The sequence below is a fragment of the Bacillus sp. FSL R9-9410 genome, from assembly GCF_038050385.1.
GTDB lineage: Bacteria > Bacillota > Bacilli > Bacillales > Bacillaceae_G > Bacillus_A > Bacillus_A cereus_U.
In genome coordinates, this window is the sequence record NZ_JBBOTV010000001.1 from 3,752,500 (window position 1) to 3,765,856 (window position 13,357).

The window sequence follows — 13,357 nt, forward strand, 5'->3', positions numbered from 1 at the left end:
CTCAAGATAAAGTGAAACTTTAATCAGTGGGGGTTTTGTCCATCCCCACTGATTATTAGTTGAACCAATCGGGCATTTACGGACAGTTGATCTCCCACCTAGCTTCTTTGCTTTAGCCGAATTTTGAGGTGGGAGTCTTACTGACCGTTAATGCGGGATAAAGTGAAACTTTAATCAGTGTGGGGTTTGTCCATCCCCTGCTGATTATTATCCCGCTTACGGGCAGCCCGTTAAAGCGGGATAAAGAAGCTGATTTCCACCAGCTTCTTTACAGTTTCTTATTTCACTTCATAAATTTTCGATAGATCTTCAAACATTGTGACAGGAATTGCTTTTGCTTCTTTTAATCCATCAAACTTTTTATCTACTGCAATAACCGCTTTCGGATATGCGATTGGAAGATAAGGTAAGTCTGCTCTCGCTGTATCTTGGATTTTATGGTATAGCTCTGCTCGTTTCGTTTTATCTGTTTCAACTGCAGCTTCTTCCCATAACTTATCAAAGTCAGTATTTTTATAACGCGCATAATTGTATTCTGCATTACTTAAGAATAAGCTCTTATATGAATCAGGCTCTGGTCCCATTATGTAACCACCGAATGTAATGTCATATTCTTTATTCTCTTTATCTAAGCTCTTCTCACTTGCCGCACTAGCATCTAATGCATTCAGTTCAACTTGTAAGCCAACTTCTTGTAATTTTTGTTGTGTATATAGCGCTAGACTTTCCATGATTTTATTATTCGTTACATACATAACGCGTACTTTTTCTTTATCTTTCACACCAGCTTTTGCTAGTAAATCTTTCGCTTCTTTTTGATCATACTTATACTCTTTAATATCTTTCGCATAATACATAGCGTCTGGTGTTAAGATTGAATTCGCCGGTTCTGCAAATTGACTAGAAACGAATGCTGAGTTAATCATTTCTTTCTTATCTAATGCATGCGCAATTGCTTGGCGCACTTCTTTTTTCTTCATAAGGTCTGTATTAAAGTTATAAGCTAAGTAGAATAATCTACCTTCAGGGAATGTCACCATTGAGAAGTTCCCAGTGCTATCTAATTTCTTAAAGTCTTGCGGCTCAATCATCTTCATATTGATTTGACCATTTTGAAGTGAAACGTTTGCCGTATTACGGTCTTTTACAACGCGGTACACGACAGAATCTAATTTCGCTTTACCAGCAAAATAATCATCGAATCGCTCTAGCGCAACATATTCATCTGATTTAAACTCTTTTAATTTAAATGGACCTGATCCTACAGGTTGTAAGTTTTTCTTACTCTTCACTAAATCCGCTTCACCTTCAAATACATGTTTCGGAATTGGGAAGAAATCGTTCATAACCCCTTCGAAAGATGCACTTACTTGCGGTAATACAAATTGAGTCGTTAGCTCATCCACTTTTTTCACCTCAAGCGGCTTTCCTTTAAAAATAAAGTTTTCACGGCTTGAACTATTTTGCTTCTCATCTAAAATAGATTGAAATGTAAATACAATATCATCTGATGTAATTTTCTTACCATCATGCCATTTCAAATTATCCTTTAATTTTAAAGTCCATGTTAATTGATCCTCTGAAGGCGTAAAGCTTTCAGCAAGAACAAATTTTTTCTTACCGTCTTCCATATGATACAGCGGTGCATATAAAGCTTGCTGTATCGTTAACGACACACGATCATTCGCATAAAGCGGGTTCATCGTATCTGGATTATCACTAACACCAACTGTTAACGTTCCTCCATCTTTCGGAGTCCCTGATTTACTAGTGTTCGCTTGCTTCGAAGAATCTTTCTCCCCTGAGCAAGCTGCTAATGCAATAAGTAATAGTAGGACAAATGGTAATGCAAACAACTTCTTCTTCATATTTCGACCCCTCTCGAATATTTACACCTATAAGAAAACTCGGAATTAATACCGAGTTTTCTTATAGGTTTTAAATTACCACTACCCGTATGTATTGTCAAACTTTTTCGCAAAGATAGACAGTTTGAAATCTATTAATGAATTCTTGCGATAAAATATATTTATGCGGGGGATAAAATAAAAAGACCACGAATAGGTAGCCTCGTAAAATGAGTTGAATGACTAGCAGCCTACAGACAGTTTCTCTGAAATGGTTGTTATATATAATTGAAAATGTAGAATGAGATTAAAGATAAAAAAACATTTTTAGGAGGTTATCATGACGTTTGATGAATTGAAAAAAAACAAACCAACAACCCCATGGGTTGAGCATGATGAAGATGGGGAATTTTTCACTGAAGAAAATATAAGTGCAACAAATAAGGTTCTTGACACTTACATTAACCATCTAGAGCAATTAGGTGAGAATCCAACCGAAGCCGAAATAATGCAAGTCGTTAAAGAGGTAGTTATTAAAATAAATGATCTAAATGCTGAATATGACTGCTTTATCGAAACAATGGAAAGAGAAGATCTCTATGAATTTATCGATACAGCAGCACGAATAGCTGGCTTAGAGTCCGAGGAAGATATAACAGAAGAATGGCGGGAATGGTAAAAAAATCTGCATAGAATTCACATGTTCCAACATAATATCAATTTGATTTTTACCACGAGGATTTAATGATAAATATAAATATTGGCACTTGCTGTGAACAAACAATACTCCCTCAATACACTCTCATGCGCAAATACATAAAAATTCCCTCTTACTATTGTCAATCTTTATCAGTAAATCGATAAATTTAACCTCAATTAAAAAGACCACCAAAAGGCGGTCTTCCCACCTAAACTATCTCCTACTCCTCCAACATCTCATTCACATTATCCAAATCAAATTCCTCTGGATCAAATCCCCCTAGCCATTCCAGTAGTCCTTCATCCAGTTAACCTTCTCCTCGCAATGCCTTTTGAATTTCGTTGTACATATAAGGGCCGTCACAATCTTCGGGTGGGCATGCTCTTTTTCCTTTTTGGCATATAGGAACTATCGCTTCTTCATCAAATGGTAATATTTTTTCTAACACTAGTTCATGTTCCCAACCATCACCGAAATCATAGGTGTATAGACACTTTTGTTTTTCTTTCGTTATTAATTCACCAATTTTTGTGCCTGTTGCATCATGTTTTTCACTGGATGATGCGAACATATCTATGCCATCATATTGCTCTTCTATATATGAATCATTCGTATAAAAGTTATATAAATGGCATGAATCGTTTCGATTCCTTTCCCTATTTCTAGATCATATTCAATTAAGCAATCCTACAAATGCCTCTTCTTCCTCATCTATAAAACCTACAAATATAACTTCTTCAATATCCTCATGATTAAATGCAAATGTATAATCCGGATTAATGTATCCTTCTGGATAAAAACAGCCAATATAGTCATACATCACAGATTCTTTAACCATAAGTTTTTATTTCCTTCCATAAATCACAATACTTAAAATTCAATAAACCTCTTTAAAAGGTTTCATGTGTTCTACCTCCACCTTCTATATGCTTCCTTAAATAATAATACCTATGAAGTTCCATAATGAAATGAAACAACATAAACGAAAGCATTGAGTATACACACATTAATACAATTGCTACCGTCTTTTGTGTTGCGAAACCAAGACTGATATTAGCAACGAGTTGACCCAATCCTATAAAAGCCACTACTCCGAAACCAGAGTTTTTTTTCGATGATTTTGATTTTTTGATGGGTTCCTGAAGTTTTTTAATATGATTTTTATAATAATAATTCAAAGCAAAAATATACAAACCAACCGAAAAAATAAAATAGATGGGAGTTTGTAATCCTAACATTCCATATGCAAACTTTTGGGTTATAACTAATAATCCTACTGAACATACGATACCAAATACCCCACGAAATAGAGTGTATTGTAATTGTCGTTTCCTAGGATTTATAACAATCCATATTGCCCATAAATTTAAAAAAGCAACTGGTGGAACTATTATGTACATATATATCGGTTGAACAGGATTCGCAAAAGCAGGCAAAAGCACAAATATATCTGTTATCCCAATCACAAGAGTAATTATAGTCGATCTTATATCATTTACAGCGTAAAGAGCCATATAATATTCAAAAGCTTTCTTATTAAAATCTGTATTTTTTTTCATGTTAATTAAACCACCCCGCTACTGTTGACCAAGCTTTTTTCACACCCGTTTTCACCATATCCTTAATACTATCATCTTCACCATCACCATCACCATCTAAATCAACATCCCATTTTACACCTTCTGTGAAATATTATTCCCTTCTCGAAAAGAAGATCACCCCATTAATAAGATCTAGGCTTATCAAAAATTTCAAAAAGCCAAAGATTTTGCTGGTATCGAATCTATTGGGACTCACACCATGCGCAAAACCTTCGGCTATTGGTTCTATAAACAAACTAAAGATGTTGCTATGTTGCAAGAGATATTAAACCACAGCACACCAAAGATTACACTCAAATATATTGGAATCAATAAAGAAGAAAAAGATAATATTCTTGATACATTTCAAATTTAATTTACTTAAAATTACTATTTCAACTGTCATAAAAAATAGTGGAAATTTATAAAGAAAGACCTTTTATTTTAAATTAAAAGGTCTCTTCTACAAACATATATATTAAGATTTATATTTTTTTACTGTACAAGGGATAGTTACGATGTACAAATCTATAGCATAGATTGTAACCCAAATACCTTTCCCTTCAGCTTCTAACTTTTTATTTAGTTGAGATAAATGCTCTGAAATTTTTCTTTTCCCCCATCTTCTAGGAAACCATTGAAAAACCTTAGGAACATTATGTTTCTTATTATACCGAGCATTCAATCTCCAGAAAGTGAAAAAAAACAAAGCAATAATTATGATACAAAAAATATCAAAATATGAAATTCCTAAAATCATATTATATTTTCTCCATTTCCACTAAAACTCAGATAATTTACTTCTTAATTCTAATTCACCCTCTGTTTCAAAACCCTTAAATAATAAATGAGCAATTTGATTATGATTAAAAAATACATTATATTCTTTTGATAAATTACCATGAGGATATGGACAAGAAACATAATCCCATAATTTATTATCATCTTGTTGTTGCTTTCTACCATAAATCATAAGGAGTTGATTAATTTCTTCTACAAGAACTACAGAACCAATTGGTAATAATTCGCTTCCTATTGGTAATTTTGGTATATTTATATTTTCCATACAAAACTCCTCCTAAATAAACTAATTACTACTTTAAAAATAAAGATGTGATTTTATAAAAAATAAAAAAAGCTAGCGGCATCACTATGCCAAAAATTAGAGATAATATCATTTTCTCTTTAAAAGTAGCATCTGCTCCAAGCCAAACGGCTAATAAACTAGAAGGAACAGCAATAAAAACAAAAATAATTAAAATCTTTTTAAACACTTGCAATGAAAACAAAAAAACTTCCCCCTCATAAATATAACATTCTAACTCTTTTCTACTTTTCTACTCCAAATTTTATTCCTAAACCAACAGGTCCAAGACCAACACTTAATTCATTTTTTAATCCAACTTTTGCCTCTCCACCTATACTACCATAAGCTACATCTCCGCCAACAACTAGTTTCCAATCATCAATAAAAGGTAACGGTATTTTAACTTCTCCCTCAACCTTAGCTAAATCAGCCTTTGCACTAAAACCACGGTAACCATCTTTAGCGAAGATACCAGCTTCAGCATCTCCCAGTTTAATATGTAATTTCCCATAATCATGATCTACACCAATATCATTAAAAGTACCAGCAATCTTTGCTTCTCCACCTATACCTCCACCAAATTGAACTTTAGCTTCGGCTCTTAGTAACTGTTCATGAATTGTAAAATCTCCTGCTTTAAAACCAGCATCTATCAATGCACCTTTTGCCTCTCCACCAATTTTATCAAAAGATTTTAAATCACCAAAAAAGGTATTTATATTTTTGGGTAATTGTATATCAGTTTCATACTTTAACACTTGAGCGAAAGCACTACTTTTTTTATCTGGATCCCCAACTACTGCACCAGATTCTTTAAATTTAAAATGATCATTTGAATCAATTTTTGTATTACTCATACTATTCAACTTAGTAGAAAAATAATTATTATCCACTTTTTCAGAATCCTTATTCAACCTTTCATGCTTTGTTCCTTCTTTAATCAAATTATCAACTTTACGAGCTTTATCTTCTGTAATCTTATGAATAGACGACGTCCACTCCATATTTATCCCTTGTGTACTAAATGTACCACTTACAGGACTAAATCCTTTTCCACTTTGAACTTCCGCAAGACCAATAGCAATGCTAGTTGCTAATTGAATTGCTGTACTATAGTTATTGCTAGATGTTTGATTAAATTCATATAGATGATCTAGCTTTTCTTGAAGTTTGCGCCTCATGGCAATAAAAAGATTCGCCATAGCGTCCATACCCGGAATTGGCATAGCTTGACTGATGGCTTCCATACTTGCCTTCATTCGGTCAATTTCTCGAATTTGTTCTAATATTTCTTGTTCGATTACATCTGTTGAAGCTACCTGTGATTGAAATTGACTTGGAAAAGCATCATTCTGACGGATTAATTCTTCACATAAGTAAATGATTCCTTGTGCTAAAGGACGAAAGGTTTGTACAAAAAATGATTTTGCACTGCTATATGTTTGTCCTTGTAGAGCCGTATCAATTGCAAAAGCGTCAATCGACTGAATGGCTTGTTCCATACCTTGAATGGTAGCCGTACATACAGCATTCATGCTTTGAGTTTGGCTTTGTACTTCTCCCAAATACATATTTAAACTCATGCATTGACCTCCCTTGCTAATTGTTGTTGTTGATAGGAAAGGTCGTTTTCTAAATCACTAAGGTCTCGTCTTTCTTTAAGCAACGTTTCTTTTTTGTTTTCCAATTCAAATGTGACTTTTCGTTCAATATGTTGTGCCTCTTGATATGTATTCATAAAAAACTGAGACATTTCTCTATCACCATGCCAAGTTCCTAAAATTCGATCAAACAAACGATGGCTTCTACCTCTCCATTCATAAAAATCTGCTTCCGCTTGCTCCTGAATGTGAATCGCGGATTGATTTCGGTCTTGTTCTTCAAATACACTTCTTAACTTTTGATTTACTTCATTAATTTGTTTTTCAATATCTTGACTCATCTTTTTCCTCCTACTATTTTACTTTACGTAGGTTGTCACATTAGCGAAAAATATTTTGAAGTTCGTTATCCATTCTCTCAAATTCATTAGATACCGAATGAATATTATCAACCGCTTGTTGAAAGGCAGCGGAAAATTGTTTCGTCAAGTCTAAAACTTGCTGATTCGCTTCTTGTGCTTTGAAGTTAACAGATAATGTTGTACGCGTCGCCTTTGTTATAGAACGACTGGTTGCACTTTGAATCCTATCAGAGGCTGATCCCATTTTCGTAGCAATTTGCGTTGCTTTTTGTAAATTACTTTGAAATTGTCCCATTCTTTCAAACCCTTTCAATAAATTTTCCAAACGCATCAAAGAAATCTCAATAAATATATATCCCTATCAATATCACTCACTGGTCATGCAATCAAATGAGCCATACAATATAAGCTGTATGGCTCATTTGAAATGCTTGTTATGTAGAGTAAAGTGTTTTTTAATTCAAACCGAAATTACGTGATAATTCTTCATCATGAGAAGCAACAGCCTCTGCAGTTTTATTCAGCTGCATATTAATTTCTTGCAATAGTTGTGCAAAGTTTTGTACTTTTGGCTTTAATTCATTGAACTGTTGATCAAAACCTTCGAAAGCACGACCTTCCCATTCTCCTCTTAATTCATTTTGTAAGTTTTGTAATTGACGTAAAATATCCTCAATTTGATTTGCACCTTGTCCATATCGAGCAGCTTTCGACTTAAGCTCCTCTGGTGACATACGAATTTGTCCAGCCATTTTCATTTCCCCTTTAATACATAATGAGTAAAATATGAATTGGTTAATTTTACTAAATATATTATAATGTTTTATTATGAATTTTAAAACATTTTATCTTTTTATTGAATATTAGAATATTAATATTCAAATTCTAATCATTAAATATTCTACTTTTTCTTGCTTTACAAGATTTTATGCAAAAAAAGACCACCAAAAGGCAGTCTCTCAAAACTCAATCCTATTCCCTATCCCGCGCTCCACCGCTTTCTCATACAAATACTTCGCAACAATTATATCTACTACCGCTAAACCAACTGATTTAAAAATAGTAATCTCTTCATCGTTCTCTCTACCAGCTTTTTCCCCGCTAATGATTTGACCAAGTTCGGCGTGGATGTCACTTGCCTCAAATAAGCCTTCTTTTATTGGAACTTGGAGGTCACCGGTTTCTTCTAGCGCTGCTTCTTTTGATTCGACTACTACTTTGTTTGCGTTAGCGATGGCGTGAGATGGTAGCTCTTGCATGCTCGGTCTGAATGAACCGACGGCGTTTATGTGGACGCCTTTTTGTAGTTTTTCTGAGAAGACTGGTGTGGATGCATTCGTTGTTGTGACGATGATGTCTGCTTCGCTTATTGCTTCATTTGGATCTCTGTAGACATAAGCCGGTTTGTTAAATTTCTCTTGTATATATTGCGCGAATGCATACGCTTTTTCTTCCGTTCGGTTATATAAAATGATTTTTTCAATGTCCCTAACGGCGAGCACAGCTTCTGCAATTCCTTTCGCTTGTTCTCCTGTGCCGATAATACATAAGTTTTTTGCGTTATGACGAGCTAAATATTTTGTCGCTACTCCTGATAAGGCACCTGTTCGGATCATCGTTAAGTACGATCCTTCTAAAAGTGCGAGCGGTTCTCCCGTTTGAAAGTCTGATAGCATAACGATTCCGTTTATCGTTTTCTTTCCTATCTTTTTATTATGAGGAGCTACTGTTACTACTTTTAAACCGAGTGCTTCAAGTCCTTCCGCTACTGAAGGCATAATTAATGCGGTATTTTGCTCGTTCGCAAATGGTAATGAGCCGCGAATTGGTGTAATCGTTCTTTCTGCTGAAAATTCTTTTAAAGCAAGCGCCGCGTATTCAATGACTTCATTCATATTTACTAAGTTTTTTTGTTCGTTCGCGCTTATGACTAGCATATCTTTCCACCTCCTCCTCCTATCCTAACAAAAACCCCCGATTCAAAACATCCCTCGGATCTACAACAAACTGATGGAATCCTGTAATAAATGCATTCCCTGTTACTTTCGGAACGACAGCTTCATATTTATCTACCTCTGTTACGGATAATACTTCTCCCTCAAATTGGCCGTCAGTAATGCATTCGTGGATGAAAATCTCTCCTTTTTGTAAGGCATCTTTTTCAAAAAGAGTTGCGATTCTTGCAGAAGTTCCTGTACCGCAAGGGGAACGGTCTACTTGCCCGTCAGCAAAGATTGTTACATTTCGTAAAGTAGCGTCTTTTCCTTTCGGTTCATCTGAGAAAATAACGCCGTATATTCCTTTTAAACCTTCTTCAAGTGGATGTTTCACTTCCATTTGGCTTTCAATGTAGTGCTTAATTTTACCGCCCCACGTTTGAATAGCAGCTAAGTCTTTGAAATCAACTTTCAAACCAAATTCTTTACTATCCACTACCGCATAAAATGCTCCGCCAAACGCGATATCTACTTGGAATTCATAGTCATCTATTTTAATAGGAACGTCTTTTTTGTATACGAACGAAGGAACGTTTTCAAATGATACGGACTCTACCTCGTTCCCGTTATATTTTGCGTACGCAATAACTTCCCCAGCAGGGCTATCAATAATGAATTTTTGTTTTTCACCTGTAATTTCAAACATACCCGTTTCAATCCCTACTGTAATAACAGCAATAATTCCGTGACCGCACATCGTACTCCAGCCTTCATTGTGCATAAATAATACGCCAAAATCAGCATGAGGACTTGCAGGCGGAGTAATGATACAACCGTACATGCCGTGATGTCCTCTCGGTTCATACATAAGAATCTCACGAAGATGATCTAAATGTTCCATGCAGTATGCGCGTCTTTCTAGTTGTGTTTCTCCCTTTATCACTGGTACTCCGCCCGTAATAATTCGAAGCGGTTCCCCAGCTACGTGAGCATCAATTGTCGTGTATATTTTACTAATCTTCATTTCTATCTCTCCCCTATATGTTAATACTATTTTCATTGCAAGTATCATGCCAACGCATAGAGTATAAAGTGAAACTTTAATCAGTGGGGGGTTCTTCATCCCCCACTGATTATTAGCCCACACCAATCGGGCTTTTACGGGCAGCCCGCCCACACCTAACTTCTTTGCCTTCGCTGAATTTTGAGGTGGGGGTCTTACTGCCCGGCGAATAGCGGGATAAATCTGTATACATTTTTCAAAAAAGCATACATTACTGTCTACTTTTTTATACAGTAGACAGTTGGCGACCATTAAGCTACAACCAACCCCACACTCCGTAAAAATATATCAACGATTATTCAATTATATCGACCGCAACTCCGAATATATCGGCGATTCGACACAACATATCGACTTACCGACAAATTTCGCGTTTCTACACCCGATAACCACCAACCAATCCCACAACCAGCACCCGCCGAGGACACCCGCGCATCCAAAACTAAAAAAATCCCCCGAAACCTCGGGGACCCCATCAAACCCTAACCGCCACCACATCCGGCACTTGCTTAGCAATTTCCTCACCAATCTTTATACTAGCCGTTGCCGCCGGGGATGGTGCGTTGCAAATATGCAGAGAATTGATACCAGGGATAATGCAGAAGTCATCAACCATATTTCCGTTTGATAAAATGGCTTGTGCCCTTACACCTGCATGTGTTGGCACGATATCTTTTTCTGTAAGTTCTGGTATTAGGTGCTGCAAGCTTTTTAAAAATGATTGTTTACTGAATGAACGCACCATTTCTTTTATGCCTTCTTTCATATTTGGCATCGCCATTTTCCAAAATCCTGCGTATGTCATTGTTTCCATGAAGTCTTTAATATCGAAGTCCGTTTTCGTATAGCCTTCTCGCTTAAAGCTTAATACTGCGTTCGGTCCTGCATGTACGTCTCCGTTTATCATTCTTGTAAAGTGAACACCTAAAAACGGGAATTCTGGATTTGGAACTGGATAGATTAAATGTTTTACAAGATAGCGTTTTTCTGGGACAAGTTCGTAATATTCACCACGAAACGGAACAATTTTCATATCCGTTAATATACCTGTCTTTTTCGCAATACGATCGCTATGTAAGCCGGCGCAGTTAATGAGAAATTTCGTTTTAAATACACCTTGATTCGTCTCAATTGTTACGGCGTCTTTCTTCTCAGTAATACGCTCCGCCGTTGTTCCTAAATGTATTTCTCCGCCGCTTTCTTGAATCAAACGCGCGAATGCATAACTTACTCCTCTATAGTCAGCAATCCCGCAAGAAGGAACACGGATTGCGCCAAGTCCTTTTACATGAGGTTCAATTTCAGCTAATTCTTCTTTATCTATTTTTGAAATATGTAAATCGTTTTGTAAGCCTCTTTCATATAAGTGATGTAAAAGAGGAAGTTCGTCATTTTCTGTAGCGACAATTACTTTTCCGCACATGTCATAAGCGATGTCATTTTCTTTACAAAATTGAACCATAGCTGCGTTTCCTTCTTTAGCAAACTTTGCTTTATAACTCCCTGGTTTACAATAAATTCCAGAGTGAATTACGCCGCTATTATGTCCAGTTTGATGATGTGCAAGTTCCTTTTCTTTTTCAATGATCGCGATTTTCGCACGAGGGAATTTTTTCGTTAAAGCCATCCCAGTTGCAAGCCCAACAATTCCTCCGCCAATAATTATAAAGTCATACATCCTACTTCCCCCTTAATATGATGAAAGGCAGGCCTTTTTTAAGACCCGCCGTACATATTATTTAGAAAAACAACCCCGTTGACGCATTAGTTCTCTATATAAATCTTTATTTTTTTCAAATGCAGCTCTTCCGTGCATCCAAAATAAGTTATTTAAAAGAACTAAGTCACCAATTGGTAATTTCAATGCATGTGTTGCTGGTGAGTTTTCAACAGAATAGGATAAGTCTTTCAGATAGTTTGCTTGTTCAATATTATCTGGATAAGCGAACTGATCAATAAAACAAATACATGGTGCATTATTTACATCAAAAAATGTTTCACGATAGACGATTTCTTGCGCATTTTTACTTGGTGGTGCTTTATACGTAACTTTAACAGATGCGAGCGAATGATTTCTAAACTTTTGAAGATCTTCCCAATCATCTAAATGTAGTAAACGGGATTCCCCACCTACTGCATTTTGCTCTTCAATTTTCATCATAAGAAGCCAATCTGTCGGTTCATCAACGAATGTACCGTCTGTATGAAGTGTAAACAATCGGTACGCTTGACGAAGGTAAGAATCACTACTATCTGTATCTTTCACATTAAATCTAGCATAATACGTTCCCGTCATTGCATCAAAGTTTGGCTCCCCGATTAAATGTGTTAATGCTGTTGCAAATTTCACGTAGTCTGCTGGATCTGCCGTTTCACCTTGCACCCCAATTGTAAATCCGCCCGTTTCACGGTCATGAACAATGCCGCGAATGTTATCCATAAATGATTGCCCAAAAATCTTTCTCATGTCATCTGCAAGATTAAACCGAGAATAAGGAATATATTGTAATGACTGCTCTGAATGCTCTTTTACCTCTTCAAAAAACTGCTTAAGCAATTGCTGCTTTAACACAATATGGTATAAACGCTTATGCTCTGGATGAGGAACAATTTCATACCCCTCATATTTCTTTGCAAATTTCATCTTCGTACTTTGTTCTGTAATAATCGACATTTCAATTCCTCCCTAATTTAAATATGAAGAACTTATGGACGTTTTTTACAGACAGTTATCCTTATCTTCTTATGCTGAGATTCGGTCTTACTGCCCTAACATCGAAAAAGCCAGTCATACGCATCCACGACATAAAATCGTAGAAACGTACAACTGGCTCATAATTACGAGTGTTCTTTAATCTCTTAAAGTACAATAATAATAGACAGTTTGTATGAAAATATTTGTAAAACAGGAAAGCAAGATCGGATATAGAGAAGGCTAATTTCTCGTATGGATCTTATTAATTAAATAATAATTAGAAATATTCTAACTGTCAATTCGTTTTTTATTATTTTCTCTACATACTTTATACGTTTTAAAAATCCCCTTACTTTCTACGCACCCTCTTTTTTTCATCTCTTGTTTTACAACTTGAACTTCATTTAACTTTTTCATATTCCTTGCCTCCTCAATAAAATAAGCCAGTCGTATCTCTTTAAAAGAAATACAACTGGCTCTCGTTT

At 35.7% G+C, this 13,357-nt stretch carries 15 protein-coding genes and 3 pseudogenes; 2 read left to right on the forward strand and 16 right to left on the reverse strand.

What is annotated here, in order from left to right:
- Nucleotides 1-278 precede the first annotated feature (278 nt).
- Nucleotides 279-1,868 (reverse strand): ABC transporter substrate-binding protein, encoded by a 1,590-nt coding sequence (locus MKX77_RS19565; RefSeq protein WP_341307550.1) that lies wholly within the window; start codon nucleotides 1,866-1,868, stop codon nucleotides 279-281.
- Between the two features lie 319 nt (nucleotides 1,869-2,187).
- On the opposite strand from MKX77_RS19565, the gene MKX77_RS19570 reads away from it, so the two are divergent.
- A complete protein-coding gene (locus MKX77_RS19570) occupies nucleotides 2,188-2,526 on the forward strand; it encodes a hypothetical protein (protein WP_341307551.1) in 339 nt (112 codons plus the stop codon).
- 328 nt (nucleotides 2,527-2,854) lie between these two features.
- Here the strand turns inward: MKX77_RS19570 and MKX77_RS19575 are convergent.
- The 3 genes and pseudogenes from MKX77_RS19575 to MKX77_RS19585 all read right to left on the reverse strand — a co-directional run.
- A pseudogene (locus MKX77_RS19575) lies at nucleotides 2,855-3,172 on the reverse strand (plasmid pRiA4b ORF-3 family protein); the annotation flags it as partial.
- A gap of 48 nt (nucleotides 3,173-3,220) precedes the next feature.
- A pseudogene (locus MKX77_RS19580) lies at nucleotides 3,221-3,424 on the reverse strand (DUF4176 domain-containing protein).
- A 13-nt stretch (nucleotides 3,425-3,437) separates the two neighbouring features.
- Nucleotides 3,438-4,106, reverse strand: coding sequence for a hypothetical protein (locus MKX77_RS19585; protein WP_341307552.1), 669 nt, complete (start codon nucleotides 4,104-4,106; stop codon nucleotides 3,438-3,440).
- Between the two features lie 133 nt (nucleotides 4,107-4,239).
- Between MKX77_RS19585 and MKX77_RS19590 the strand changes: the two are divergent.
- Nucleotides 4,240-4,503, forward strand: a pseudogene (locus MKX77_RS19590) (tyrosine-type recombinase/integrase); the annotation flags it as partial.
- Nucleotides 4,504-4,605: 102 nt separating this feature from the next.
- On the opposite strand, the gene MKX77_RS19595 reads toward MKX77_RS19590, so the two are convergent.
- The 12 genes from MKX77_RS19595 to MKX77_RS19650 all read right to left on the reverse strand — a co-directional run bounded on the left by MKX77_RS19595 (nucleotide 4,606) and on the right by MKX77_RS19650 (nucleotide 13,289).
- On the reverse strand, nucleotides 4,606-4,887 hold the full coding sequence (locus tag MKX77_RS19595) for a hypothetical protein (RefSeq protein WP_002125625.1): 282 nt from the start codon (nucleotides 4,885-4,887) through the stop codon (nucleotides 4,606-4,608).
- A 21-nt stretch (nucleotides 4,888-4,908) separates the two neighbouring features.
- The gene (locus tag MKX77_RS19600; RefSeq protein WP_002125622.1) at nucleotides 4,909-5,193 is read right to left on the reverse strand and encodes a DUF4176 domain-containing protein; all 285 of its coding nucleotides are present in this window, start codon (nucleotides 5,191-5,193) and stop codon (nucleotides 4,909-4,911) included.
- Between the two features lie 28 nt (nucleotides 5,194-5,221).
- Complete coding sequence (locus tag MKX77_RS19605) at nucleotides 5,222-5,416, reverse strand: hypothetical protein (RefSeq protein ID WP_002125620.1); 195 nt, start codon at nucleotides 5,414-5,416, stop codon at nucleotides 5,222-5,224.
- 40 nt (nucleotides 5,417-5,456) lie between these two features.
- On the reverse strand, nucleotides 5,457-6,797 hold the full coding sequence (locus MKX77_RS19610) for a T7SS effector LXG polymorphic toxin (RefSeq protein WP_341307553.1): 1,341 nt from the start codon (nucleotides 6,795-6,797) through the stop codon (nucleotides 5,457-5,459).
- Complete coding sequence (locus MKX77_RS19615; protein ID WP_016101711.1) at nucleotides 6,794-7,156, reverse strand: DUF3958 family protein; 363 nt, start codon at nucleotides 7,154-7,156, stop codon at nucleotides 6,794-6,796. Before MKX77_RS19615 ends, MKX77_RS19610 begins: the two co-directional genes overlap by 4 nt.
- 40 nt (nucleotides 7,157-7,196) lie before the next feature.
- Nucleotides 7,197-7,472: a TIGR04197 family type VII secretion effector gene (locus MKX77_RS19620; RefSeq protein WP_000529658.1), complete on the reverse strand. Its 276-nt coding sequence runs from the start codon at nucleotides 7,470-7,472 to the stop codon at nucleotides 7,197-7,199.
- Between the two features lie 160 nt (nucleotides 7,473-7,632).
- Nucleotides 7,633-7,929, reverse strand: a complete 297-nt coding sequence (locus MKX77_RS19625; RefSeq protein WP_341307554.1) for a WXG100 family type VII secretion target — start codon at nucleotides 7,927-7,929, stop codon at nucleotides 7,633-7,635.
- A 207-nt stretch (nucleotides 7,930-8,136) separates the two neighbouring features.
- Nucleotides 8,137-9,114, reverse strand: a complete 978-nt coding sequence (locus MKX77_RS19630) for an ornithine cyclodeaminase family protein (RefSeq protein ID WP_341307555.1) — start codon at nucleotides 9,112-9,114, stop codon at nucleotides 8,137-8,139.
- A 19-nt stretch (nucleotides 9,115-9,133) separates the two neighbouring features.
- Entirely contained in the window at nucleotides 9,134-10,186 is a 1,053-nt protein-coding gene (locus tag MKX77_RS19635; protein WP_341307983.1) for a proline racemase family protein, read from the reverse strand.
- Nucleotides 10,187-10,652: 466 nt separating this feature from the next.
- Nucleotides 10,653-11,855, reverse strand: coding sequence for an L-2-hydroxyglutarate oxidase (gene lhgO, locus MKX77_RS19640; protein WP_341307556.1), 1,203 nt, complete (start codon nucleotides 11,853-11,855; stop codon nucleotides 10,653-10,655).
- Nucleotides 11,856-11,912: 57 nt separating this feature from the next.
- The gene (glaH, locus tag MKX77_RS19645) at nucleotides 11,913-12,851 is read right to left on the reverse strand and encodes a glutarate dioxygenase GlaH (RefSeq protein ID WP_215555394.1); all 939 of its coding nucleotides are present in this window, start codon (nucleotides 12,849-12,851) and stop codon (nucleotides 11,913-11,915) included.
- 309 nt (nucleotides 12,852-13,160) lie between these two features.
- Entirely contained in the window at nucleotides 13,161-13,289 is a 129-nt protein-coding gene (locus MKX77_RS19650) for a hypothetical protein (protein WP_273539319.1), read from the reverse strand.
- Nucleotides 13,290-13,357 lie beyond the last annotated feature (68 nt).